The 24,386-nt window shown below is 59.4% G+C and carries 22 protein-coding genes and 1 pseudogene; all 23 read left to right on the top strand.

The window, feature by feature from the left end:
* Window positions 1-616: 616 nt before the first annotated feature.
* The 23 genes and pseudogenes from rfbF (at window position 617) to fliG (ending at window position 24,379) form a co-directional block, all read left to right on the top strand.
* A complete protein-coding gene (gene rfbF, locus KJF94_RS04540) occupies window positions 617-1,390 on the top strand; it encodes a glucose-1-phosphate cytidylyltransferase (protein WP_214381486.1) in 774 nt (257 codons plus the stop codon).
* Window positions 1,372-2,454 carry a CDP-glucose 4,6-dehydratase gene (gene rfbG, locus KJF94_RS04545; protein WP_214381488.1) on the top strand — a complete coding sequence of 361 codons (1,083 nt, stop codon included), beginning with the start codon at window positions 1,372-1,374 and terminating at the stop codon, window positions 2,452-2,454. The genes rfbF and rfbG overlap by 19 nt, the downstream gene beginning before the upstream one ends.
* Window positions 2,451-3,011 carry a dTDP-4-dehydrorhamnose 3,5-epimerase family protein gene (locus KJF94_RS04550; protein ID WP_214381490.1) on the top strand — a complete coding sequence of 187 codons (561 nt, stop codon included), beginning with the start codon at window positions 2,451-2,453 and terminating at the stop codon, window positions 3,009-3,011. The genes rfbG and KJF94_RS04550 overlap by 4 nt, the downstream gene beginning before the upstream one ends.
* On the top strand, window positions 3,008-4,234 hold the full coding sequence (locus tag KJF94_RS04555; protein WP_214381492.1) for a class I SAM-dependent methyltransferase: 1,227 nt from the start codon (window positions 3,008-3,010) through the stop codon (window positions 4,232-4,234). The genes KJF94_RS04550 and KJF94_RS04555 overlap by 4 nt, the downstream gene beginning before the upstream one ends.
* Window positions 4,231-5,352, top strand: coding sequence for a DegT/DnrJ/EryC1/StrS family aminotransferase (locus KJF94_RS04560; protein WP_214381494.1), 1,122 nt, complete (start codon window positions 4,231-4,233; stop codon window positions 5,350-5,352). The genes KJF94_RS04555 and KJF94_RS04560 overlap by 4 nt, the downstream gene beginning before the upstream one ends.
* A complete protein-coding gene (locus KJF94_RS04565) occupies window positions 5,349-6,014 on the top strand; it encodes an acetyltransferase (RefSeq protein ID WP_214381496.1) in 666 nt (221 codons plus the stop codon). The genes KJF94_RS04560 and KJF94_RS04565 overlap by 4 nt, the downstream gene beginning before the upstream one ends.
* 30 nt (window positions 6,015-6,044) lie before the next feature.
* Entirely contained in the window at window positions 6,045-6,773 is a 729-nt protein-coding gene (locus KJF94_RS04570) for a cephalosporin hydroxylase family protein (protein WP_214381498.1), read from the top strand.
* A gap of 54 nt (window positions 6,774-6,827) precedes the next feature.
* Window positions 6,828-9,761, top strand: a complete 2,934-nt coding sequence (locus tag KJF94_RS04575; protein ID WP_214381500.1) for a TIGR00180 family glycosyltransferase — start codon at window positions 6,828-6,830, stop codon at window positions 9,759-9,761.
* Between the two features lie 47 nt (window positions 9,762-9,808).
* Window positions 9,809-10,041: pseudogene (locus KJF94_RS04580) on the top strand (SAF domain-containing protein); the annotation flags it as partial.
* Window positions 10,042-10,269: 228 nt separating this feature from the next.
* The gene (locus KJF94_RS04585) at window positions 10,270-11,196 is read left to right on the top strand and encodes a ketoacyl-ACP synthase III (RefSeq protein WP_145315128.1); all 927 of its coding nucleotides are present in this window, start codon (window positions 10,270-10,272) and stop codon (window positions 11,194-11,196) included.
* A 97-nt stretch (window positions 11,197-11,293) separates the two neighbouring features.
* Window positions 11,294-12,586, top strand: coding sequence for a motility associated factor glycosyltransferase family protein (locus KJF94_RS04590; protein ID WP_214381502.1), 1,293 nt, complete (start codon window positions 11,294-11,296; stop codon window positions 12,584-12,586).
* Window positions 12,583-12,849 carry a hypothetical protein gene (locus KJF94_RS04595; protein ID WP_214381504.1) on the top strand — a complete coding sequence of 89 codons (267 nt, stop codon included), beginning with the start codon at window positions 12,583-12,585 and terminating at the stop codon, window positions 12,847-12,849. The genes KJF94_RS04590 and KJF94_RS04595 overlap by 4 nt, the downstream gene beginning before the upstream one ends.
* 252 nt (window positions 12,850-13,101) lie before the next feature.
* Complete coding sequence (locus KJF94_RS04600) at window positions 13,102-13,947, top strand: flagellin domain-containing protein (RefSeq protein WP_214381506.1); 846 nt, start codon at window positions 13,102-13,104, stop codon at window positions 13,945-13,947.
* 72 nt (window positions 13,948-14,019) lie between these two features.
* Window positions 14,020-14,385, top strand: coding sequence for a flagellar protein FlaG (locus KJF94_RS04605; RefSeq protein WP_214381508.1), 366 nt, complete (start codon window positions 14,020-14,022; stop codon window positions 14,383-14,385).
* 82 nt (window positions 14,386-14,467) lie between these two features.
* Window positions 14,468-15,907 (top strand): flagellar filament capping protein FliD, encoded by a 1,440-nt coding sequence (gene fliD, locus KJF94_RS04610; RefSeq protein ID WP_214381510.1) that lies wholly within the window; start codon window positions 14,468-14,470, stop codon window positions 15,905-15,907.
* 129 nt (window positions 15,908-16,036) lie between these two features.
* On the top strand, window positions 16,037-16,432 hold the full coding sequence (gene fliS / locus KJF94_RS04615) for a flagellar export chaperone FliS (protein ID WP_008035229.1): 396 nt from the start codon (window positions 16,037-16,039) through the stop codon (window positions 16,430-16,432).
* 10 nt (window positions 16,433-16,442) lie between these two features.
* Complete coding sequence (gene fliT / locus KJF94_RS04620; RefSeq protein ID WP_017337176.1) at window positions 16,443-16,739, top strand: flagellar protein FliT; 297 nt, start codon at window positions 16,443-16,445, stop codon at window positions 16,737-16,739.
* A gap of 173 nt (window positions 16,740-16,912) precedes the next feature.
* A complete protein-coding gene (locus KJF94_RS04625; protein ID WP_008044600.1) occupies window positions 16,913-18,388 on the top strand; it encodes a sigma-54 dependent transcriptional regulator in 1,476 nt (491 codons plus the stop codon).
* A gap of 110 nt (window positions 18,389-18,498) precedes the next feature.
* Complete coding sequence (locus tag KJF94_RS04630) at window positions 18,499-19,722, top strand: sensor histidine kinase (protein ID WP_375379861.1); 1,224 nt, start codon at window positions 18,499-18,501, stop codon at window positions 19,720-19,722.
* A gap of 5 nt (window positions 19,723-19,727) precedes the next feature.
* Window positions 19,728-21,113, top strand: coding sequence for a sigma-54-dependent transcriptional regulator (locus tag KJF94_RS04635; protein WP_214381512.1), 1,386 nt, complete (start codon window positions 19,728-19,730; stop codon window positions 21,111-21,113).
* A 124-nt stretch (window positions 21,114-21,237) separates the two neighbouring features.
* A complete protein-coding gene (fliE, locus tag KJF94_RS04640; protein WP_214381514.1) occupies window positions 21,238-21,567 on the top strand; it encodes a flagellar hook-basal body complex protein FliE in 330 nt (109 codons plus the stop codon).
* A gap of 15 nt (window positions 21,568-21,582) precedes the next feature.
* Window positions 21,583-23,367, top strand: a complete 1,785-nt coding sequence (fliF, locus tag KJF94_RS04645) for a flagellar basal-body MS-ring/collar protein FliF (RefSeq protein WP_017337180.1) — start codon at window positions 21,583-21,585, stop codon at window positions 23,365-23,367.
* On the top strand, window positions 23,360-24,379 hold the full coding sequence (gene fliG, locus KJF94_RS04650) for a flagellar motor switch protein FliG (RefSeq protein ID WP_008006649.1): 1,020 nt from the start codon (window positions 23,360-23,362) through the stop codon (window positions 24,377-24,379). Before fliF ends, fliG begins: the two co-directional genes overlap by 8 nt.
* The last annotated feature ends 7 nt before the right edge of the window (window positions 24,380-24,386 follow it).

Here is a 24,386-nt window from a genome sequence, read left to right on the forward strand (position 1 = left end):
GGCGATGCGTTCATCCAGGCAGCACGCATCATCGTTAACGTCCATCGCTGGCAAGCCAGCTCCTACAGGGAAATGCGAACACATGAAGAGCCAGGTCGGCCCGAAGGCCGCCTCGCGATGCTGTGGCGGTGGTCGCCCCCTCGTGAGGCTTCGTTCCGGTTCTGCGCAGTGGGCAACCCGGCATGGATGCCGGGTTAGCCGCCCCGGATGGCCGATGGCGGCGGGCCCACGGAGCAGGACCGGAGCGAGGGCATGGCGAGCCTAGGCGAGCCACCGAACGAAAGGGGCAAAAGCCCTTGGTTACTTGGGGCTCTTCCAAGTGACCCGCTGTAAGAGCGGAACCATAAGTGGCCGTTACCGCAGAAACGGATATGTACCCCACCCCAACCAAGTAAAAACCATCAGGCCCCTAACACCTGGTTTTTTCCGCATAAGCGCCCACCCGCCACACCAAAAGAGCTGGCGCGTTTCCTGCAAGCCCCCCCGATATCGCCATAAAACGAGCACTTCCGGTGAATCCAGAAGCGCCCTGAACGGCATTGAAGGTTTTATCCAGAAGGCCTGCAAAAGCTTGATACAGCTTGGCTGAGCCCTGTGACGAACAAGAGGGGAGACGATGAAGGCAGTTATTTTGGCGGGTGGCCTGGGCACGCGCATCAGTGAGGAGTCGCACCTCAAACCCAAGCCGATGATTGAAATCGGCGGCAAGCCAATTCTCTGGCACATCATGAAGCAGTACTCCGCTCACGGAATTCATGATTTCGTGATTTGCCTGGGCTACAAGGGCTACGCGATCAAGGACTTCTTCGCCAACTACTTCCTGCATACCTCCGACGTCACCTTTGACATGTGCAACAACCGCATGGACGTTCACCAGAACTACAGCGAGCCATGGCGTGTCACGCTCATCGATACCGGTGAAGACACCATGACCGGCGGCCGTTTGCGTCGTGCCAGCCGTTACCTGGAAAACGAAGACGCGTTCTGTTTCACCTATGGCGACGGCGTGTCCGATCTGAATATCGGTGCACTGGTGGATTTCCACCTGACCCACGGCAAGCTCGCCACCGTCACGGCGGTGCAGCCACCCGGCCGGTACGGTGCGCTGAATCGCGACGGTGACAGCGTCCTTGGTTTCACCGAAAAGCCCCGTGGCGATGGCGGCTGGATCAATGGCGGCTTCTTTGTCCTGTCGCCCAAGGTGTTGCCGTTGATCGAAGGCGACGAGACTTCGTGGGAGTCCGGTCCACTGGACGGCCTGGCCGAGCGCGGTGAACTCATGGCGTACCAGCACGACGGTTTCTGGCAGCCGATGGACACCTTGCGAGACAAGAATCACCTCGAAGCGTTGTGGCAGAGCGGGGAGGCCCCATGGAAGCAATGGGATTGAGCCCCGAGTTCTGGCGCGGCAAGCGGGTTCTGGTCACCGGTCACACCGGTTTCAAAGGCAGTTGGCTGACCCTGTGGCTGCAAAGCCTGGGTGCCGAGGTCAGCGGATTTTCCCTTGATCCTTCGACCGAGCCGAGCCTGTTCGAACTGGCGCGTGTTCACGAGGGTATCAATGATCAGCGCGGCGACCTGCGCGACCTGGGCGCGTTGCTGGAATTGATTGCCGAAACCCGACCGGAAATCGTCCTGCACCTGGCCGCTCAACCGTTGGTGCGCGAAGGCTATCGCGATCCGCTGGGGACATACTCCAGCAACGTCATGGGCACCCTTAATCTGCTCGAAGCCATCCGCCAGGTCGGCGGCGTTCGCGCCTGCGTGCTGGTCACCACCGACAAGGTTTACGCCAACCAGGAATGGCTATGGCCGTACCGCGAAAACGAAGCCCTCGGCGGCCACGATCCTTACAGCAGCAGCAAGGCTTGCTGCGAACTGTTGGCGCAGTCCTACGCCGCTTCGTTCTTCCCCGCCGAGCGTTATGCCGAGCATGGCCTGGCCCTGGCCACGGCGCGCGCGGGCAACGTGCTGGGCGGTGGCGACTTCGCGCCTGAGCGCCTGATCCCTGACGTGCTCAAGGCCTGGTCGGCGGACGAGCCGGTGACCTTGCGCTACCCGCAGGCCGTACGCCCATGGCAGCACGCGCTTGAACCTTTGGCAGGTTATCTGCAACTTGCCGCCGGTCTCTATGAACAGGGGGCCGAGTTTGCCGGCGCGTGGAACTTCGGCCCGAGCGAAGCGGACATGTGCAGCGTCGGCGAAGTGGTCGAACTGCTCGCCGGTCGCTGGCCACAATCGCGTGGATTGCGTATCGAACCGAGTGAGTTGCACGAAGCAGGGCTGTTGCGCCTGGACAGCAGTCGCGCCCGTCAACTGTTGGCCTGGCAACCGCGCTGGTCGTTGCAGCAGTGCCTGACCCAGACCCTCGATTGGCACCTGGCCTGGCAAAACGGCGACGACATGCGTGCAGTCACGTTGGGCCAGTTGAACCTGTACCGAGGCGCGCTGTGAGCGAATTCCTGTTGAAAGCGCTGCCGCTGAACGGCTTGTTCAGCGTGCAGCACAAGCGCTTCGAAGACGATCGCGGGCACTTCGCCCGACTGTTCTGCGAAGGCAGCCTGAGTGCCTTCGGCCAGCCGTTTCATATCCGCCAGATCAATCACTCCTGCACCCGCGAGCGAGGCAGCGTACGGGGTCTGCATTATCAGAACGCCAACGTGCCGGAAGCCAAATTGATCACCTGCCTGCGCGGTGAAGTCTGGGATGTGGCGGTGGACCTGCGCCCCGACTCCGAGACGTTCCTGCACTGGCACGCCGAACACCTTCGGGCCGGCGACGGTCGCAGCCTGCTGATTCCGGCCGGGTTCGCCCACGGCTTCCAGACCCTGACCGACGACGCCGAATTGCTTTACCTGCACAGCGCCGACTACGCGCCTGAGCACGAAGGCGGCTTGTCGGTGAACGATCCACGGCTGGCGATTGCCTGGCCGTTGCCTGTCAATAATCTGTCGGCCAGGGACGCCAGCCATCCCTTGCTCGATCAATATTTCGCTGGAGTGCGTCTATGAACTGTCGTGGTTGCGCGACGCCGCTAACCCTGCCGCTGATTGACCTGGGCACGTCGCCGCCGTCGAATGCCTACGTCCGTGCCGACCAGCTGGAACAGGCCGAGCAGTGGGTGCCACTGAAAGTCGCGGTGTGTCAGCAGTGCTGGTTGGTGCAAACCGAGGATTACACCAGTGCCGACAGCCTGTTCGACGCGGAGTACGCTTATTTCAGTTCGTTCTCCAGCACCTGGCTGGCCCATGCCGATCGCTACGTCGCCGAGATGGTTGAGCGCTTCGACCTGACCGCAGACAGCCGTGTGGTGGAAATTGCTGCCAATGACGGTTACCTGTTGCAGTACGTCGCCGGGCGCGGCATTCCTTGTCTGGGCGTTGAGCCGACCCGCAGCACTGCGCAAGCGGCGCGGGAAAAAGGCCTGGAAATCCGCGAGTTATTCTTCGGTCGTCACACCGCTTCGCAATTGGTCAGCGAGGGCTGGTCGGCAGACCTGATGGCCGCCAACAACGTGTTGGCCCACGTGCCGGACATCAATGATTTCCTCGGTGGTTTCGCAACCCTGCTCAAGCCCACCGGCGTGGCAACCTTCGAGTTTCCGCAATTGCTGACGCTGATGGCCGGGCAGCAATTCGACACGCTGTATCACGAGCATTACTCCTACCTGTCCCTGACCGCCGTGCAGACGTTGTGCGAACGCAATGGCCTGGAAGTGTTCGACGTCAGTCAGCTGTCGACCCATGGCGGTTCGTTGCGGGTGTTCGTGCAACGTGTCGACGGGCTTCGTCGCGAAGTGCAGCCAGCAGTCGCACAACAATTGCAGGCCGAACTCGCCGCCGGCGTAAAAACCCCTGAGTACTACGCCACCCTGGCGCCGGCCGCCGAGGGCATCAAGCACGACCTGCTGCGCTTTCTGTTGCAGGCCAAAGCCGATGGCAAGCGTGTGGTCGGTTACGGCGCCGCAGCGAAGGGCAACACGTTGCTCAACTATGCCGGAGTCAAACCCGATCTGTTGGCCTGGGTGGCCGACGCCAATCCTCACAAACAGGGCAAGTTCTTGCCTGGCAGCCGGATTCCGGTGGTGTCGCCCGAGTGTATCGCCCTCGAACGACCTGACTACATTCTGGTTCTGCCCTGGAACCTGTTGCCTGAAATCACCCAGCAATTCGCCTCGGTCAAAGCGTGGGGCGCACAGTTTGTCGTCGCCGTTCCGGAGTTGAGTATTCAATGAGCAGAATTCATTACACCAAACCGAGTATTGGCGAACTGGAAGCCCGGTATGCCCTGGATGCCGTTCAGAACGGTTGGGGTGCGCGTTGCTACGAATACCTGACGCGTTTCGAGCACGGGTTTGCCGAGCACCTCGGGGCGACCTATGCCATCGCGACCTCCAGCTGCACCGGCGCGCTGCACATGGGCATGGCGGCGCTGGGCATTGGCGCGGGTGACGAAGTGATCCTGGGCAACACCAACTGGGTCGCTTCGGCCGCACCGATTACCTATCTGGGCGCTACACCGGTGTTTGTCGATGTTCTGGCGGATAGCTGGTGCCTGGATCCGCAGCTCGTCAGGCAAGCAATCACCCCGAAGACCAAAGCCATTCTCGCGGTTCATCTTTACGGCAACCTGTGCGACATGGATGCATTGCTGGCGATCGGTCGCGAACACGGGATCCCGGTCATCGAAGATGCCGCCGAAGCCATCGGCTCGCAGTGGCGTGGCAAGGCGGCTGGCTCGATGGGGGCGTTCGGTGCGTTTTCCTTTCATGGCACCAAAACCATGACCACCGGGGAGGGCGGGATATTCGTCACCTCGGACAAAGCCTTGTACGAGCGTGTCCTGACCTTGTCCAACCATGGTCGCGTAGCGGGCAGTACCAAACAATTCTGGCCCGAGTTCATCGGCTTCAAATACAAGATGAGCAACCTGCAGGCCGCCGTCGGCTGCGCCCAGGTCGAGCGAATCGAGGAGCTGATCGAACGCAAGCGGACGATTTTCGCCAATTACGCCCGTGCCCTGGCCTCGCTGCCGGGTGTTTCGCTGAACCCCGAACCTGCACACGCCCGTAACGGTTACTGGATGCCGACCGTGGTGTTCGATGCCGAGACCGGGATTCATCGCGACGAAATGATCGCCGCTTTCCAGGCCGCCGATATCGACGCCCGGGTGTTCTTCTGGCCGCTGTCGTCGTTGCCCATGTTCAGCGAGCACGTTGTCGAGACACCGGTGGCGTTTGCCTTGCCGGAGCGCGCGTTCAACCTGCCGAGTTATCACGACATGACCGACGCCGATCAGGCTCGAGTGGTGGATGTTGTGCGCGGCTTGCTCGCCCAAAGGCAATCGCTGTGAAGGTGTACTTGTTGGGTGCGGCCAACCCGGAAGCGGTGCGCATGTTGCACGCGGTGAAACGCAGCACGCCGAACGTCGAGTTCGCGTTTCTGGACAATGACCCGAACAAACACGGCTCACCGTTTTTTGGTGTGCCGGTCATTGGCGGTTCGGCGCTGGTCAGTGAACTCAAAGGGCCGGACGCACGTTTCGTCAACCTGATCACCGGCAGCACCCGACTGCGCTACGAGACCACCCGCGAGTTGGTCGAAGCCGGTGCCACCCTGGGCCAGTTCATCCATCCCGGCATCGACCTGACCATGATCCGCATGGGGCAGGGCAGTTACCTGCAGGAAGGCGTGATCATGCAGGCCGAAGTGACGCTGGGTGACAACACCAGCATCAGCGCCGGCAGCGTGGTGGGGCATGAAGGGCAAATCGGCCACTCGGTGTTCCTGGCGCCAGGCGTGTGTATCGCCGGTTGCGTGGAAATCGGCGATGGCACGTTTATCGGCACCAACGCCACCATTCTTCCGCGCTTGCGCATCGGCCGCTGGGTCACCATCGGTGCCGGTGCTGTGGTGACCAAGGATATTCCGGACTTTTCAGTCGTGGCGGGCAACCCCGCCAGGATCATCAAGACCAACGCGGTGCCTTACCCCGACGGTAGGGTTTTCAAGTAACCCGTTTCCCCATTTTTCTGGAGCGTTTCAATGAATCCCCATGAGCAGTTTCGCGAAGAAGTCAAAGACAACATCGAAGGCCTGAAGCAGGACAAAGCGCTGCAAGCCGAGTCGCTGGGCTGGGTCAGCACCACGGCCAAACACAAGTACACCTATAACTTCAGCTGGATGGGCCGGCCGATCATTCAGTTTCCTCAGGACATGGTCGCCATGCAGGAAATCATCTGGAACCTGCGTCCGGACGTGATCGTTGAAACCGGTATCGCCCACGGCGGTTCGCTGGTGTTTTATGCGTCGATCCTGGAACTGATGGGCCATGGTGAAGTGCTGGGCGTCGACATCGACATTCGCCCGCACAACCGCGAAGCGATCGAAACTCACCCGATGAGCAAACGCATCCAGATGATTCAGGGCTCGAGCATCGACACCGCCATCGTCGACCAGGTACGCGAGCGCATCCAGGGCAAGAAAGTGCTGGTGGTCCTGGACTCCAACCACACTCACGAGCATGTCCTCGAAGAGCTGCGCCTGTATGCACCGATGGTCTCGGTGGGCAGCTATTGCGTGGTCATGGACACCGTGGTCGAAGACATGCCGGAAGATGCGTTCCCGGATCGTCCATGGGGCAAGGGCGACAACCCGAAAACCGCAGTCTGGGCCTACCTCGAAGAAAACCGCGATTTCGAAATCGACCAGGCGATTCACAGCAAGCTGCTGATCACTGTCGCGCCAGATGGCTACCTGCGCCGAGTGCGTTAAGCGACAACTTTATTCAAGCGTTCAACGGGCAATCGGTCTGTGGTGGGGAAGGGTATGCAAGGCAATTACGGTTCGGAAAACACGCGGTCCCTGAGTGAGCTGTTCACTGTGGTGCTGATTACTCACAATCGCCCGGCGTTCTTGCGCAGGGCATTGCAGTTCTACAGAACGCTGCCTTGCAAGATTCTGGTGCTCGATTCATCGGCCATCGCTCTGGATGGCGCGGCGGCGGTCGCGGACACCATCGACTATCGGCATTTGCCGCAGTTTGGCTACTGGGGTATTCAGGCCAAACTGGTGTACGGCGTCGAACAGGTCACCACGCCGTACATGGTCTTCGCTTCCGACGATGATTTCCTGTTGCACGGTGCCCTCACCGAGTCGGTGAACTTCCTCGAAGCCAATCCCGACTACGGCATGTGCCATGGCTATTGCCTGATGTACCTGACCCACGCCACCTACGTGCAGTACTACCGTCGTGACAAGAAAGTGCACGAGGACTACAACGCCGAGCGCGGTCAGGATCGTGTCATCGATTACATGAGCCAGTACATTCCGCCGTTCTATGCGGTCCAGCGGACCTCGTTGCTGCGTGACTGGTATGACGCGATGCCGGAAGGCACGAGCTTCCAGTGGCAGGAAATCGGCCATGTCTACTACATGCTGGCACGGGCCAAGGCGCGGATACTCCCGACGCCCTACGTGGTGCGCGAGGTCAATTATGGCTCCTCGGATCACAACACCGAAATCATGACGACCTTGAGTTTCAAGGACGCCCGATCTGTCGCCGAGCGCGAGCGCTTTGCCGGTTTTCTGGCATCGCTGCCGACCGGCGTCAGCGGCCTCGATGAGCAACAGACCGCGCAAGTCGCCCTGCAAAGCTTCGCCGCTTTGGCCGAGAGTTTGACGACCCGCAACGCACTGACCATCGAGCCGATTTTCGAGTCTTACTGGAAGGATCCGACAGTGGGACCGAAGCGCGTCTTCGGTGCTGATCAATACGTTGAAATGCCGTTCTATAACAGCACCTTCTTCGAGCAACTGATGCAGTGCGAGTTTCTGCTTCATGCGATGCCGGCCGGGCGCTTGCAGCTTGAAGAAATGGAAGGCGCGTTGCTCAAGCAGGAAACCTTGCAGCGCACCTACTCCAATGACACCCCGGAGACGATACAGAACCGTTTGCTTGAAGCCGTTCAGATGGGGGCCTTCAACCGTCGGGTGGTGCAAAAACTGGTGCAGCAACTGCTGGATATGGATGAAGCCGCCGATGCCCAAGTGTTGACCGACTGGATTCAGCGTCTGGACAGCTTGCCCACTTTTGACAGTCGCCAGTTGCTCGACACGATGCCGTCAGGGCGTGTGCGGAACTGGTTGCAGGCCCGTCAACCGAACGACACCGCGGTGAGAAAAATCAACCAGCACCTGGCTGCCAACGAAGGTGGTCCTCAGTTCGGCATTCTGCTGCTTGATCTGGACGCTGACATGGACAAGCTCCAGGTCACCCTGGATAGCCTCATGGAGAGTGCGTTCCGGGCATTCAAAGTGGTGGTCTTCACCACGGGTGACTTGCCGGCGGTCACCACGGCACAAAACACGTTGCATTTCGTCAAGGTCACCCCGGCCAATTACGTCGACAGGCTGAACCAGATTGCTCGCCAGTCGACCTCGGACTGGCTGTTGCTGGCCGAAGCGGGCGACGAGTTCACCGCTGCAGGTTTCTTGCGTGCCAGTATCGAATTGCAGAACGCCGAAGGTTGCCGTGCGGTGGCGATGGACGAGATTCATCGCAAGGCCAATGGCACGCTGGTCGATGTCTTCCGGCCAGCCTTCAACCTCGACCTGTTGCAGAGCATGCCGGCCCTTATCGCGCGGCACTGGCTGATCCGTCGCGAAGCGTTGGTGGAGGTCGGTGGTTTTGCCCGCGAGTTCACTTCGGCGCTCGAGTTTGACCTGCTGCTGCGTCTGATCGAAGCCGGTGGGCTGGCCGGTCTTGCCCATTTGGCAGAGCCATTGCTGATCACCGCAGCACCCGAGCTGGCGCCCAACGAACACGAACGTCAGACGCTGGTTCGTCATCTGGCGACCCGCGGTTATCAAGCGCAGGTCAGCGGCGAGGCGTCGGGTGGTTACCGTATCGACTACCGTCATGTCGGTCGCCCGAAGGTGTCGATCGTCATCCACAGCCAGGACAATCTCGAGCACTTGCAGCGCGGCCTGGTCAGCGTCTTGCAGCGCACGCGCTATCAAAACAACGAAATCGTCATTGCCGATAACCACAGCCAGTCCGCCGAGCTTCTCGCCTGGCTCGACAGCCTGGAGCAAAACGGGCGAGGCCGGATTCGTCTGGTCAAGGCTGCGCAGCGACTGAGCACTTCGGCGCTGATCAACCTGGCCGTCGAGCAGGCTCAAGGTGAATACCTGGTGCTGCTGGCGGCGGACGCCGAAGTGGTCAACGCGAACTGGATCGAGGCTTTACTCAATCAGGCCCAGCGCCCCGAAGTCGGGGTGGTCGGCGCCAAACTGGTGGATCGCGAGGGCAATGTGAGCGGTGCCGGCCTGGTTCTGGGGCTCAATGGTGGGATTGCTTCGCCATTCACCGGCGAGAAAAAGGATGCACCGGGCTACATGCGCCGACTGGTTGTCGAACAGAATTACTCGGCCGTTTCCGGTGCGTGCCTGATGATTCGCAAGGAAGTCTTCGATGCCCTCGGTGGGCTGGATCGCGAGCATTTCGATGAGGTGTACGCCGATGTCGATCTCTGCCTGAAAGCCGCCGATGCCGGTTTGCTGACGGTGTGGACGCCGCAGGTGCAGATTGCACACCCGGGCACCTTGCCGAACGATCCGCATGCAGTGGCGGCCTTGCGCGATAAGTGGCAAGCGCGCTTTGCCCACGACGAGGCTTACAACCAGAACCTGGCCCTGACCGGCAAGGGCTTTACCCTGGGTGAAGCGTGCAGTGTGAACTGGGCGCAATTGCTCGCATAAGCGGACGAATCAAGTAGAAGGGCCCTCATTTGATGCGGGCCTCATACTTGGGGCAGGTGCAATACGGCGCACGGACGCCTGGCGCAAATCGCTGGTGTACCGCCGTTCGCTCTACGTGACTCACGGCATCGCTGCCGGCGAGCCCTGCACCGTCGGGAATCTGCTAGCCATTCGTCCGGGCCTTGGGTTGGCCCCAAAACACGCGGAAACCCTTCCGGGCCGTCGCGCCCGTCAGGCCATCAAACGCGGAACGCCGCTGGACTGGTCGTTGGTCGAATAACCTCTTGTGGCGCTGATTCGGCAAAATAGCGTGACCTGCGAGTCATAACGCGCATCTTCACTGTATTGTATTAATAGGGAAGGTGGCGCCTGGCCTGTTTCTGGCCCAGTGATAGCCTTTTATTCTTCCCGCTGTCGCCTCGATGGGGCGACGTTTTTCTCTGTTTGTCGGCGCCCCTCGAATCATTACGAGCGGTGGTATTGGGCTGTTTATTATTGGGAAGCCGTAATGATTGGCATAAAAAGCATTGCGAGCTACGTTCCTGTAGCCGGCGTGGACAATTACGCACAAGGTGCAAAATTCGAGAAGGATGAAGAGTTCATCCTCGGCAAGATCGGTTCAGCCTTCCTGCCGCGCAAAGACGCCGGGCAGGAGACTTCGGACCTGTGTGTCGAAGCAGCCAATGCGCTGTTCGCCAACAATCCCGACTTGAAACGTGAAGACATCGACGTGCTGATCGTCGTCACTCAGAACGGCGACGAAGAAGGCCTGCCGCACACCGCTGCAATCGTTCAGGACAAACTGGGCCTGCCGACCACCGTGGCGGCGTTCGATATTTCCCTGGGCTGTTCCGGTTACGTCTACGGCATTTACGCGATCAAAGGCTTCATGGAGGCCGCAGGTCTCAAGAATGGCCTGCTGATCACTGCCGATCCGTATTCGAAGATCGTCGACCCGGAAGACCGCAACACCACCATGCTGTTTGGCGATGCCGCCACCGCGACCTGGATGGGCGAGAACGCGCCATGGCTGTTGGGCAAGGCCAAGTTTGGCACCGACGGTTCCGGCGCGCCGCACCTGAAGGTCACCGATGGCGTGTTTTTCATGAACGGCCGCCAGGTGTTCAACTTCGCGTTGCTCAAGGTTCCGGCACATTTGCATGAACTGCTGGCCGACTCGCAACTGACGGCTGACGATATCGATGCCTTTTGCATCCATCAGGGCAGTGCAGCGATTGTCGATGCCGTGGCACGACGTTTCGAGGGCGAACCCGAGAAGTTCATCAAGGACATGGTCGAGACCGGCAACACCGTGTCGTCGAGTATTCCGTTGCTGCTGGAAAAGCACGTCCTGGACTCGAGCTGGAAACGCGTTGCGTTGAGCGGTTTTGGCGTGGGTCTGTCATGGGGATCGGCGATTATCTATCGTCCCTGAACCTCGGCTCTTTAATCAAAGAAAGCCAGGCACAAAAAAAGCGTTCAAGGTGTAACCTTGAGCGCTATTTTTTTGCCCAAACGATAAGCGAGGCTCCATGAGCGAGTTCTTTGAGCGCAATGGCGAGTTGATTCAGCAACGCTGGCCCAAGGTCTGGCAGCGACTGTCAGTTGAAGACAGCGCAGCCTTGCAAGCTGATCGGGTGGAAGGCCTTGGCTCGACGTTGAGCATCAATGGCATTCAGTTGACCAGTCGCCATGACCGCACCCGCGAAGCCGCGCTGCAGGCTGATAGCCTGCCCATCGACAGTCCGGTGGTGCATGTCTATGGCACCGGGCTTGGTGATTTGCAGCTGCAATTGCTGGAGTGCAGCGGGCTTGAACGGTTGTACGTGCATATTCTCAATGGCGCTGTATTTGCCCTGGTGCTGCAACTGCTCGATCAGCAGCAGTGGCTCAGCGATCCGCGAGTCGAACTGTGGTACGCCGGTGATCTGGCGGAAATCCAGTTGCCGTATTTCGCGCTGCCTTCAGAACTGGTACTGGCGGACGACTACAACGCCAAGATCCGCGACCGGCTGATCAGCGAAACCCACCTGGCCTTTAATAATCGTAGATTCGATCCGGACAACCCCGAGATTGCCGAGCGTTTGCAGGCGTGTATCGAGCGTGTTCGCGCCGACGCCGATGCTGCCGAGCTGTTTGCCACGTGTTCTGGCAGGGAGGTGTTTGTCATCGCCACCGGGCCGAGCCTGGAACAGCACTTCGACACGCTGCGTGCAGTGCGCGAGCGCGCTCAGCGGCCCTTGTTGATTTGTGTGGATACTGCCTACCGGCCGTTGATCGAGCAGGGCATCAAGCCGGATGTGGTGGTCACGATTGATCAACGCATCTCGATGCGACATTTGCCGTCCGATGGCACCGGCGATATCACGCTGGTCTACATGCCGATGGTCGATCCAGTGGTCGTGAGGGCCTGGCAGGGCAAGCGTTACGTGGCCTATTCCGCAAGTCCGATCTACAGCGAACTGCGCCAGCAATTTCCCAAAGCCCAACTTTTTGTTGGTGGCAGTGTGATTCACCCGGCTGTGGACCTCGCGGTGAAAATGGGCGCCAGCCAGATCACTCTGTTTGGTGCTGACTTTGCTTTCCCGAACAACAAGACCCACGCTGGCTGGAATGACGGTGATCTTGGACCGCAAATGGGCGCAGCCAGGCATTGGGTGCTCGACGGCCACGGTCAGCGGGTCAAGACGCAGCTCAATTTCCGCAGTTACTTGTGCGAGCTGGAACGATACATCGCCGGGAATCCTGGGGTCGCTTTCTATAACAGCAGTCGGGCAGGGGCGATGATCGTCGGCACGACGTTCCATCCGGAGCTCGCACGATGACTCAACTCCCCTTGGCTGCCCAGGCGCAGCAGTGTTCAGGTTTGTTCCGTCTGGGGCGAGACGTCGAAGCGGCGCTGCTGATGGTTCAGGTGTGCAGCGATGTGCAACTCGAAATGGAGCGTGCGAGTGTCGAGATTCAATCCCGCTGGACGGCGTTGCTCACCGACATGCTGGGTTGTCAGGAGGCGCAGGACTGGTTGGCGCTGGCTGATTATCTCGACCATGAGCTGTCCGAATTGCTGAATGCGGCAACCGCCGGCTAAGGCTTTCGATCTTGTGCCGGTACAGGCGAGTCCTCGCTGTCCCGTTACCGGCACTTCCCTGACGTCACTTTTTTGTATTGAACTGCCGCCAAGCCCTTGTTTCATGAGGGGTGGCAGTGTGATGGCAAATATTTTTCAAAATCCCCTAAAGCAACCTGCATTCGCGACGATAACTATTACGAAGGTTCTCTAGGCCAACCCGGCGGTTGCCAGGGCCGGAAGCCGCAGTACCCAACCAACGAGGAATTCGTCATGGCTTTAACAGTAAACACTAACACTACATCGCTGGGTGTTCAGAAGAACCTGAACAAGGCTTCTGATGCTCTGTCGACTTCGATGACTCGCCTGTCTTCCGGCCTGAAAATCAACAGCGCCAAAGACGACGCCGCCGGCCTGCAGATCGCTACCCGCATGACCTCGCAAATCCGTGGTCAGACCATGGCTATCAAAAACGCCAACGACGGTGTTTCGATCGCTCAGACCGCTGAAGGCGCTCTGCAAGAGTCGACCAACATTCTGCAACGTATGCGTGAAATCGCTCTGCAATCGCGCAACGACTCCAACGGCACTGCTGACCGTACCGCTCTGGACAAAGAATACCAACAGTCGATCGCTGAACTGACCCGTATTGCTCAGTCCACCAACCTGAACGGCAAGGCACTGATCGACGGTACCGCTGGCGCGATGGAATTCCAGGTTGGTGCGGGTACTACTTCCGACAACCAGATCACCCTGACCCTGGCTTCGAGCTTCGACTCCAGCGCCCTGGCCATGACCGGTACTACCATCTCCGGTACCTCCAACGCAGCCAACCACTCGGCAGTTGCCTCGGCTATCTCGGCCATCGACAACGCCCTGGCCAAAATCAACGCCACTCGCGCTGACCTCGGTGCTGCTCAAAACCGTTTTGCAACCACCATCTCCAACCTGCAAAACATCAACGAAAACGCCAGTGCTGCACTGAGCCGCGTACAAGATACCGACTTCGCTGCTGAAACTGCACAGCTGACCAAGCAACAAACTCTGCAACAAGCTTCCACCGCAGTTCTGGCTCAGGCCAACCAACTGCCATCCGCTGTACTGAAACTGCTTCAGTAATAGCTGGATGAGTTTTGGCGGGGGAGTGCGCACGCGCGCTCTCTCGCTTTTTTAGTTTAAGAGGTGATGGACATGGATATGAGCGCGAAGCTGAACTTGTCTTATCCAGCTGCGAAGCCGGCGACGACTGTTGCTGACAAGCCGGTGGAAAAGCCTCGAGCCGATGCTGCCACGGTGGCTACGGTCAAGGATGAACCAAAAGACGCAGTCACCGAGCAGGACAAACTGAAGATGGCCGTTCAGGAAATTGAAAAGTTCGTTCAATCGGTCAAGCGCAATCTGGAGTTCTCGATCGATGAGCCTTCAGGCAAAGTAATTGTCAAAGTGATTGCCAGCGACTCGGGTGAAGTGGTTCGCCAGATCCCCAACGAAGAAGTCCTGAAGCTGGCCAATAGTTTGAATGATGCAAGCAGCCTGTTGTTCAGCGCTAAAGTCTGACAGCTGGCACGAATTTTGTTGCTATGTTCTTTTGGGCGTTGTAATGGTCAAAAGGCCGGCGACACACTGAAGGGAGTCCTACATGGCAAGTCCAATTCTACCGGGTCTGGGTCTAGGCTCCGGCCTCGACACCACTGCTATCGTCAAAGCCTTGGTTGATGCTGACAAAGCGGCCAAGCAAAGTCAGATCAACCGACAGACGACTACCAATACCTCGCAGATTTCCGGTATCGGGACCCTCAAGAGTGTCCTCGCGAATTTCCAGACCGCGATCAAAAACCTTGGTAATACCACGACCCCGCAGTTCCTGGGTTACACCGCCACGAGTTCCGATCCCAAAGTACTGACTTCTGTTGCCAGCAACACGGCGGTCAACGGTACTTATACCGTCAAGGTCAACTCCCTTGCGACCTCGTCGAAAGTGGCGACTGCCGCGTTTGCCGGCGGCCCTAGCAGTGCCATTCCGAGTGGTACGCTTACTATCACTCAAAATGGCATTTCCCGTCCTGTCGACATTCCCACGGGCGCCACCCTGCAATCGGTGCGGGATGCGATCAACACCCAGCAAGGTGCCAATGGTTTCAGTGCCAACATTGTCACTGACTCCTTCGGTTCTCGTTTGGTGATGGGGTCCACCGTTACCGGCGCAGGTTCCGATATCACACTCAGTGGTATTCCCGGCCTGACAATTACTACGGGCCAGAAAATGGGCGCCACGCCTACGGCGACCTCGGCCGGTGCCATCGGCGAACTCGCAGCGGACGCCAGCTTCACGGTTGACGGGCTGGCGATTACCAGTAAATCCAACACCGTGGATAGCGCCATTTCCGGCCTGACACTGAATCTGGTGGCGGGCGGCGGGGCGACATCCACTGTGACGGTCGGGCCGAACAGTGACGGTCTGAAAAAATCGATCCAGGCCTTTGTCGATGCTTACAACCAGGTTGTAACCAGCATCAATACGCTGACCAAGCCGTCCCTGGATAAAGATGGCAAGCCAACCATTCCTGCGGCATTGACCGGTGACCCGCTGGGTCGGGGCATCCTGGCGTCGATCCGTGAGCCGTTGGCCAGTACCGGTGCGGGCGACAAGCTGACCGTGCTTTCGCAGCTGGGTATTACCACCAACCAGAAAACCGGTGCGCTCGATTTTGACAGCGCCAAGTTCTCTACGGCGATGGATACGCAGAAGCTGGGTGGCGAGATCCAGAAGCTGTTCCTGGGAGATCCAACGGCGACCGGTGATGCGGCCAAGGGGCTGCTGGAACGAATGAATACGGCGCTTACTCCGTACACCGTCACGGGTAGCGAAGGCATCCTCGATGCGCGTTCCACCAACCTGGCAAAGGTCAAAACCAACCTGGCCAGCCAGCAGGAGGCGCTGGATCGTCGGATCGAGACGCTGACAGCCGTGCTGACCAAAAAGTATAACGACATGGACCTCCTCGTCGGCAAGCTCAAGGCAACGGGGAACAACATCACCTCGATGTTCGAGGCGATGAACGCACAGAAAAACGCCTGATAGCGCGTAAGCGCCAAAAGCCCGGCAGCGGATTCCGCCTGTCGGGCTTTTTTTGTTTCAATCTAAAGTTTTTTGACGCCGTGTCGATACACTGGCTATACGAATCACAAAGTTTGGATGAGGTACAACATGAACCCGATGTTAGCCCTTCGGCAGTACCAGAAGATTGGCGCTCAGGCCCAGACTTCCGAAGCCAGCCCCCATCGCTTGGTGCAAATGCTCATGGAGGGCGGTCTGGATCGCATCGCTCAGGCCAAGGGTGCCATGGAGCGCAAGGATATCCCCAACAAAGGGATTTTCATCGGCAAGGCCATCGGCATCATCGGTGGCTTGCGTGAAGGTCTGGACCTGGAGAATTCTGTCGAGTCCGTGGGCGAGCTGGACAAATTGTACACCTACATGATGAAGCGCCTGACAGAAGCCAACGTCAAAACCGATCCAAAGATTCTCGACGAAGTCGCCGATCTGCTTCGCACCGTCAAGGACGGCTGGGATGCTATCGCTGCGCCGGGTCCGCAGTTTTAAGGAGATCACCATGAGTCTTGTTTTGCAGCGAATCGAAGAAACCCGTGAAGGCCTGGTCGGTGCCCTGGCTGAGCGAAACTGGGAAGCCATTGGTGAATTGGACCTGGCTTGCCGTTCCTGCATGGAAGATGTCTTGAGTGAAGCTTCGGTGGACGAGGCCGCGTTGCGCGACAACCTTGAGGAGTTGCTGGGGGTCTATAAACAGCTTCTTGAGGCGGCGACGGGGGAAAGACAAGCAATAGTCGATGAGATGTCGCAGATCCATCAAGCACAGAACGCAGCAAAGGTTTACCATCTGTTTGGTTAATTAATCCTCAGTTAATATAGACCGGGTGCGCCATAAATTTGACTGTGCACGGTTTTTTGACTTAACTAGTGGCTGGTTGCAGATTTCAGGCGTCTACAGGCATAACGTGTCTGCAAGCGTCTAGCTTGCCCCCTCATTTCGGGCATTGAGTTGACTAGGGAAGTTGCTATTGCATGTGGCGTGAAACCAAAATTCTGCTGATTGATGACGATAGCGTCCGCCGCCGCGATTTGGCGGTGATTTTAAATTTTCTTGGCGAAGAAAATTTACCCTGCGGTAGCCATGACTGGCAGCAGGCTGTCGGCTCTTTGTCATCAAGTCGTGAAGTGATCTGTGTCCTCATCGGGACGGTCAATGCTCCTGGCGCACTTCCGGGCTTGTTAAAGACACTCTCTACCTGGGATGAGTTCCTTCCGGTTTTGTTAATGGGCGATAATTCTTCCGTTGACCTGCCGGAAGACCAGCGTCGCCGAGTGCTTTCGACCCTCGAAATGCCGCCCAGCTACAGCAAGCTGCTCGATTCGCTGCACCGTGCCCAGGTTTATCGCGAGATGTATGACCAGGCTCGCGAGCGCGGTCGTCACCGTGAACCCAATCTTTTCCGCAGTCTTGTCGGCACCAGCCGGGCGATTCAACACGTCCGCCAGATGATGCAGCAAGTCGCCGACACCGACGCCAGTGTGCTGATCCTCGGCGAGTCCGGCACCGGCAAGGAAGTGGTCGCGCGTAACCTGCACTATCACTCCAAGCGTCGTGATGCACCGTTCGTTCCGGTCAACTGCGGGGCGATCCCGGCCGAGTTGCTGGAAAGCGAACTGTTCGGTCACGAGAAGGGCGCCTTCACCGGGGCCATCACCAGTCGTGCCGGGCGCTTTGAACTGGCCAACGGCGGCACTCTGTTTCTCGATGAAATCGGCGACATGCCGCTGCCGATGCAGGTCAAGTTGCTGCGCGTGTTGCAGGAACGCACCTTCGAGCGCGTGGGCAGCAACAAGACCCAGAGCGTCGATGTGCGCATCATTGCGGCGACCCACAAGAATCTCGAAAGCATGATCGAGATCGGCACCTTCCGCGAAGACTTGTACTACCGCCTGAACGTGTTCCCGATCGAGATGGCACCGCTGCGCGAGCGCGTCGAAGACATTCCGTTGCTGATGAACGAACTGATCTCGCGCATGGAACACGAGAAGCGTGGTTCGATCCGTTTCAACTCCGCGGCGATCATGTCGCTGTGCCGTCACGGCTGGCCGGGCAACGTCCGCGAGCTGGCCAACCTGGTGGAACGCATGGCGATCATGCACCCGTACGGGGTCATCGGCGTCGTCGAGCTACCGAAGAAATTCCGCTACGTCGACGACGAAGACGAGCAACTGGTCGACAGCCTGCGCAGCGATCTGGAAGAGCGTGTAGCCATCAACGGTCATACGCCGGACTTTACCGCCAACGCCATGCTGCCGCCGGAAGGCCTGGACCTGAAAGACTACCTCGGTGGTCTGGAACAAGGTCTGATCCAGCAGGCGCTGGATGATGCCAATGGCATCGTGGCGCGGGCGGCCGAACGGCTGCGGATTCGCCGCACCACGCTGGTGGAGAAGATGCGAAAGTACGGCATGAGCCGTCGCGACGGGGATGAACAGGCGGATGATTGACGCCTGTTTTTCAAGTCGTTCATTTGTAGGCGGTTTTTTTTAGGCACGGGTATTGCTACATCCCTCGCAACGTTCCGTTTAACTGACGGTCAGCCACGCGAGAGAGCACAATGCCCCACGCCGCCCAGATGTCTCCTGTCCCTGACGCTTCGGGGCGCCCGTCGTCCGTAGAGCAGGCAAGCCGGCTTGGCCTTGAGCAGGCGTTCGCGCTGTTCAATCAGATGTCGAGCCAGTTGACCGACTCCTACAGCATGCTCGAAGCCCGGGTCACCGAACTCAAGGGTGAGCTGGCGGTGGTCAGCGCACAACGCATGCAGGAGTTGGCGGAAAAAGAACGCCTGGCCAACCGTCTGCAAAACCTCCTCGATCTCTTGCCGGGTGGCGTCATCGTCATTGATGCCCAGGGCATCGTGCGCGAAGCCAACCCCGCTGCCTGTGAACTGCTCGGTTTGCCCCTCGAAGGCGAGCTGTGGCGTCATGTGATTGCCCGTTGCTTTGCGCCGCGTGAAGACGACGGTCATGAAATCTCGCTCAAGGACGGTCGGCGCCTGTCGATCGCCACTCGCTCGCTGGATGCCGAGCCCGGCCAGTTGGTGCTGCTCAACGACCTGACCGAAACCCGACATCTGCAAGATCAGCTGGCCCGCCACGAACGCCTGTCGTCACTCGGCCGCATGGTTGCGTCGCTGGCCCATCAAATCCGCACGCCCTTGTCCGCGGCATTGCTCTACGCCAGTCATCTGACCGAGCAAGTGTTGCCGGTCGCCACGCAGCAGCGTTTCGCCGGCCGCCTGAAAGAGCGTCTGCATGAGCTGGAACATCAAGTGCGTGACATGCTGGTGTTCGCGCGCGGCGAGCTGCCGCTGACCGATCGTGTCACGCCGAAGATGCTCATGCAGTCCTTGCAATCGGCCGCATTGACCCACGTGCAGGACCTGCCGATTCGCTGGCAGTGCGACAGCCACGCGGGAGAGTTGCTGTGCAATCGCGACACTCTGGTCGGAGCGATTTTGAACCTGATCGAGAACGCCATTCAGGCGAGTGCCGGCGACGTCCGTTTGAAAGTTCATCTCTACAGTCGTGACAACAACCTGCGGGTCTCGGTCAGCGACAGTGGCAGCGGTATCGATGCGAAAGTGTTGGCACGTCTCGGTGAGCCTTTCTTTACCACCAAGACCACTGGAACGGGCCTCGGTCTGACCGTGGTCAAGGCCGTGGCGCGTGCTCATCAGGGAGAATTGCAGCTGCGCTCGCGGCTGGGGCGCGGCACTTGCGCGCAGGTGATTCTGCCGCTTTTTTCTGATGAGAAGCGCAGCGCTCAGGGAGCGGAGTGAAGGACATGGCAATCAAGGTTTTACTGGTCGAGGATGACCGCGCGTTGCGCGAGGCACTGGGGGATACGCTGTTGCTCGCGGGGCACGACTACAAGGCTGTCGGTTCGGCGGAGGAGGCGCTCGAGGCGGTCGGTGCCGAGCCCTTCAACCTGGTGCTTAGCGACGTCAACATGCCGGGCATGGACGGCCATCAACTGCTCGGCTTGTTGCGGACTCGTCAGCCACAATTACCCGTCTTGCTGATGACGGCTCACGGCGCCGTGGAGCGCGCGGTCGATGCGATGCGCCAGGGTGCGGTGGATTATCTGGTCAAGCCGTTCGAACCCAAGGCGTTGCTGGATCTGGTGGCACGTCATGCGCTGGGCAGTCTGGGTGCTCCCGACAGCGAAGGGCCTGTAGCGTTTGAGCCGGCCAGTGCGCAATTGCTCGAATTGGCTGCACGGGTAGCCCGCAGCGATTCCACGGTATTGATTTCCGGCGAGTCCGGGACCGGTAAAGAAGTGCTGGCGCGCTACATCCATCAGCACTCGCATCGCGCCAGTCAGCCGTTCATTGCGATCAACTGCGCGGCGATTCCCGACAACATGCTCGAAGCGACGCTGTTCGGCCACGAGAAGGGCTCGTTCACCGGCGCCATCGCGGCGCAGGCCGGCAAGTTCGAGCAAGCCGACGGCGGCACCATCCTGCTGGATGAAATTTCCGAAATGCCCCTCGGTCTTCAGGCCAAGTTGCTGCGCGTGTTGCAGGAGCGCGAAGTCGAGCGAGTGGGGGCGCGCAAGCCCATCACGCTGGATATCCGCGTGGTCGCGACCACCAACCGTGACCTGGCGGGTGAAGTGGCGGCGGGGCGTTTTCGTGAGGACCTCTATTATCGGCTGTCGGTATTTCCACTGGCCTGGCGACCATTGCGCGAGCGCACCGCCGATATCCTGCCGCTGGCCGAGCGCCTGCTCGCCAAACACGTCAATAAAATGAAGCATGCCGCGGCGAGACTGTCGCCCGAGGCGCAGGCGTGCCTGATCGGTTACCCATGGCCTGGAAACGTGCGAGAGCTGGACAACGCGATTCAGCGTGCGTTGATTCTGCAGCAGGGCGGTTTGATCCAGCCTCAGGATTTCTGCCTCGCCGGACCGGTTGCCTGTGCGCCGTTGCCGGCATTGGCGCCAGTGCCGGTGCGAGCGGTGGAGGTCGAAGCCGAGTCGGCGGGGGCGCTGGGCGATGATCTGCGTCGCCGCGAATTCCAGATGATCATCGACACCCTGCGCTCCGAGCGTGGGCGCCGCAAAGAAGCGGCCGAGCGTCTGGGAATCAGTCCGCGGACGCTGCGCTACAAGCTGGCGCAAATGCGCGATGCCGGAATGGATGTGGAAGCTTATTTGTACGCCACCTGATTAGTTGGCAAGGCCAGGAAGGCTTTTGTTCAGAGCGGCCACGGAGCTGGCACCCTTGTTGCTAACACCTCACTACCCGCCGAGTGAGTGTCAAAAAATTGCGGGTCGCCAATGAGAGTAGACCATGAGCCAAGGTATTGAATTTAATCGATTGATGCTGGATATGCGTTCCATGCAAATGGATGCCATGTCTGCGCCTAAATCGACTGCCGCCGTCCCTGAACTGAATGGCAGCAGCTTTTCCGACATGCTCGGTCAGGCCGTCAATAAAGTGAACGACACCCAGCAGGCTGCCGGTCAATTGGCCAATGCCTTCGAGATCGGCAAAAGCGGCGTGGACCTGACCGACGTGATGATTTCCTCGCAGAAGGCCAGCGTGTCTTTCCAGGCGTTGACCCAAGTGCGTAACAAGCTGGTTCAGGCTTACCAAGACATCATGCAGATGCCGGTTTAAGGACGAGATTGAGTCATGGCAGAAGCAGTCGCCGATAATGTTCCGGCCAAGGCCACTCCGATAGACGGCAAACCGCCGCTGTTCGGCTTGTCCTTCCTGGAAAACCTCTCCGAGATGACCATGTTGCGTCAGGTGGGCCTGTTGGTCGGCCTGGCTGCGAGCGTGGCGATTGGCTTCGCCGTGGTGTTGTGGTCCCAGCAGCCGGACTACCGGCCTCTGTACGGCAGCCTTGCCGGTATGGACGCCAAGCAAGTCATGGATACCCTGGCTTCCGCTGACATTCCCTACACCGTTGAACCGAATTCCGGTGCCTTGCTGGTCAAGGCCGATGACCTGTCCCGTGCGCGACTCAAGCTTGCGGGCGCTGGTGTCACTCCCAGCGACGGCAACATCGGTTTCGAGATCCTCGACAAGGACCAGGGCCTCGGCACCAGCCAGTTCATGGAAGCGACCCGTTATCGTCGCGGCCTCGAAGGCGAACTGGCCCGGACCATTTCCAGCCTGAACAACGTCAAGGGTGCCCGTGTGCACCTGGCGATTCCGAAGAGTTCGGTATTCGTGCGTGACGAGCGCAAGCCAAGCGCTTCGGTTCTGGTTGAGCTGTACTCCGGTCGCTCGCTGGAGCCGGGTCAGGTGCTGGCGATCATCAACCTGGTCGCGACCAGCGTTCCTGAACTCAGCAAATCGCAGATCACCGTCGTCGACCAGAAGGGCAATCTGCTTTCGGATCAGGCGGAGAACTCCGAACTGACCATGGCCGGCAAGCAATTCGACTACAGCCGTCGCATGGAAAGCATGCTCACCCAGCGTGTGCATAACATCCTGCAACCGGTGCTGGGCAACGACCGCTATAAAGCCGAAGTCTCCGCCGACGTGGACTTCAGTGCCGTCGAGTCTACCTCCGAGCAGTTCAATCCGGACCAGCCGGCGCTTCGCAGCGAGCAGTCGGTCAACGAACAACGTACCGCCAGCAATGGCCCGCAAGGTGTTCCGGGTGCGCTGAGCAACCAGCCACCGTCGCCAGCTTCGGCACCGCAAACCACCGGTGGCGCCACCGCGCAGGCCGGTATGGTGCAGCCAGGCCAGCCACTGCTGGATGCCAACGGTCAGCAAATCATGGACCCGGCCACCGGCCAGCCGATGCTGGCGCCGTACCCGGCGGACAAGCGTCAACAATCCACCAAGAACTTTGAACTCGACCGTTCCATCAGTCACACCAAGCAACAGCAGGGTCGGTTGAATCGCCTGTCGGTGTCGGTGGTGGTGGACGATCAGGTCAAGATCAACGCAGCCAACGGTGAAACCACCCGTGCACCGTGGAGCGCCGATGAGCTCGCGCGCTTCACCCGTCTGGTACAGGACGCCGTCGGCTTCGACGCCAGCCGTGGCGACAGTGTCAGCGTGATCAACATGCCGTTCTCCGCCGAGCGCGGTGAAGTGATTGCCGATATTCCGTTCTACTCCCAGCCATGGTTCTGGGACATCGTCAAACAAGTGCTGGGTGTGTTGTTCATCCTGATACTGGTGTTCGGTGTGCTGCGTCCGGTGCTCAACAACATCACCAATGGTGGCAAAGGCAAGCAACTGGGCCTGGGCAGCGACGTAGAGCTTGGTGGCATGGGCGGCCTGGACGGCGAACTGGCCAACGACCGCGTCAGCCTCGGAGGCCCGACCAGCATCCTGCTGCCGAGCCCGAGCGAAGGCTATGACGCACAGTTGAACGCAATCAAGAGTCTGGTGGCAGAAGACCCGGGTCGTGTGGCCCAGGTCGTGAAAGAGTGGATTAACGCAGATGAGTGATAACCGAGCCGTTGCCGCCAAACTGTCCCGGGTCGACAAAGCCGCGATTTTGCTGCTGTCCCTGGGGTCTACCGATGCCGCGCAAGTGCTGCGCCACATGGGGCCCAAAGAGGTCCAGCGTGTGGGTGTGGCCATGGCGCAGATGGGTAATGTGCACCGCGAGCAAGTCGAACAGGTGATGAGCGAGTTCGTCGACATCGTCGGCGACCAGACCAGCCTGGGCGTCGGCTCCGACGACTATGTGCGCAAAATGCTCACCCAGGCCCTGGGCGAAGACAAGGCCAACGGTCTGATCGACCGCATCCTGCTGGGCGGAAACACCAGTGGCCTCGACAGCCTGAAGTGGATGGAACCGCGCGCCGTCGCCGACGTGATCCGTTACGAGCACCCGCAGATCCAGGCGATCGTCGTGGCGTATCTCGACCCGGACCAGGCCGGCGAAGTGCTGGGCAACTTCGACCACAAGGTGCGTCTGGACATCATTCTGCGGGTCTCCTCGCTGAACACCGTGCAGCCAGCGGCCCTGAAAGAACTCAACCAGATTCTCGAGAAGCAGTTCTCCGGCAACTCGAATGCCTCGCGCACCACCCTGGGTGGCATCAAGCGTGCGGCCGACATCATGAACTTCCTCGACAGCTCGATCGAAGGCCAGCTGATGGACTCGATCCGCGAAGTCGACGAAGACCTGTCCGGTCAGATCGAAGACCTCATGTTCGTGTTCAACAACCTGTCCGATGTCGACGACCGTGGCATTCAGGCGTTGCTGCGCGAAGTGTCCTCCGATGTGCTGGTGCTGGCGCTCAAGGGCTCGGACGAAGGCGTCAAGGAAAAGATCTTCAAGAACATGTCCAAACGGGCGGCCGAACTGTTGCGCGACGATCTCGAGGCCAAAGGCCCGGTACGCGTCAGCGACGTGGAAACTGCGCAGAAAGAAATCCTCACCATTGCTCGCCGTATGGCCGAAGCCGGAGAAATCGTTCTCGGCGGGAAGGGCGGCGAAGAGATGATCTAAGGTCACT

The sequence above is a fragment of the Pseudomonas hormoni genome (assembly GCF_018502625.1).
In the GTDB taxonomy this organism is placed as follows: domain Bacteria; phylum Pseudomonadota; class Gammaproteobacteria; order Pseudomonadales; family Pseudomonadaceae; genus Aquipseudomonas; species Aquipseudomonas hormoni.

Excerpts from the sequence above, each read along its gene's own strand:
- fliE (WP_214381514.1), top strand. The coding sequence starts at position 21,238 with ATGAGCCAAGGTATTGAATTTAATCGATTGATGCTGGATATGCGTTCC.
- KJF94_RS04630 (WP_375379861.1), top strand. The coding sequence starts at position 18,499 with ATGCCCCACGCCGCCCAGATGTCTCCTGTCCCTGACGCTTCGGGGCGC.
- fliS (WP_008035229.1), top strand. The coding sequence starts at position 16,037 with ATGAACCCGATGTTAGCCCTTCGGCAGTACCAGAAGATTGGCGCTCAG.
- KJF94_RS04605 (WP_214381508.1), top strand. The coding sequence starts at position 14,020 with ATGGATATGAGCGCGAAGCTGAACTTGTCTTATCCAGCTGCGAAGCCG.
- KJF94_RS04570 (WP_214381498.1), top strand. The coding sequence starts at position 6,045 with ATGAATCCCCATGAGCAGTTTCGCGAAGAAGTCAAAGACAACATCGAA.
- KJF94_RS04555 (WP_214381492.1), top strand. The coding sequence starts at position 3,008 with ATGAACTGTCGTGGTTGCGCGACGCCGCTAACCCTGCCGCTGATTGAC.
- KJF94_RS04595 (WP_214381504.1), top strand. The coding sequence starts at position 12,583 with ATGACTCAACTCCCCTTGGCTGCCCAGGCGCAGCAGTGTTCAGGTTTG.
- KJF94_RS04575 (WP_214381500.1), top strand. The coding sequence starts at position 6,828 with ATGCAAGGCAATTACGGTTCGGAAAACACGCGGTCCCTGAGTGAGCTG.
- rfbF (WP_214381486.1), top strand. The coding sequence starts at position 617 with ATGAAGGCAGTTATTTTGGCGGGTGGCCTGGGCACGCGCATCAGTGAG.
- KJF94_RS04585 (WP_145315128.1), top strand. The coding sequence starts at position 10,270 with ATGATTGGCATAAAAAGCATTGCGAGCTACGTTCCTGTAGCCGGCGTG.
- rfbG (WP_214381488.1), top strand. The coding sequence starts at position 1,372 with ATGGAAGCAATGGGATTGAGCCCCGAGTTCTGGCGCGGCAAGCGGGTT.
- fliD (WP_214381510.1), top strand. The coding sequence starts at position 14,468 with ATGGCAAGTCCAATTCTACCGGGTCTGGGTCTAGGCTCCGGCCTCGAC.
- KJF94_RS04560 (WP_214381494.1), top strand. The coding sequence starts at position 4,231 with ATGAGCAGAATTCATTACACCAAACCGAGTATTGGCGAACTGGAAGCC.
- fliT (WP_017337176.1), top strand. The coding sequence starts at position 16,443 with ATGAGTCTTGTTTTGCAGCGAATCGAAGAAACCCGTGAAGGCCTGGTC.
- KJF94_RS04590 (WP_214381502.1), top strand. The coding sequence starts at position 11,294 with ATGAGCGAGTTCTTTGAGCGCAATGGCGAGTTGATTCAGCAACGCTGG.
- KJF94_RS04635 (WP_214381512.1), top strand. The coding sequence starts at position 19,728 with ATGGCAATCAAGGTTTTACTGGTCGAGGATGACCGCGCGTTGCGCGAG.
- fliF (WP_017337180.1), top strand. The coding sequence starts at position 21,583 with ATGGCAGAAGCAGTCGCCGATAATGTTCCGGCCAAGGCCACTCCGATA.
- KJF94_RS04625 (WP_008044600.1), top strand. The coding sequence starts at position 16,913 with ATGTGGCGTGAAACCAAAATTCTGCTGATTGATGACGATAGCGTCCGC.
- fliG (WP_008006649.1), top strand. The coding sequence starts at position 23,360 with ATGAGTGATAACCGAGCCGTTGCCGCCAAACTGTCCCGGGTCGACAAA.
- KJF94_RS04600 (WP_214381506.1), top strand. The coding sequence starts at position 13,102 with ATGGCTTTAACAGTAAACACTAACACTACATCGCTGGGTGTTCAGAAG.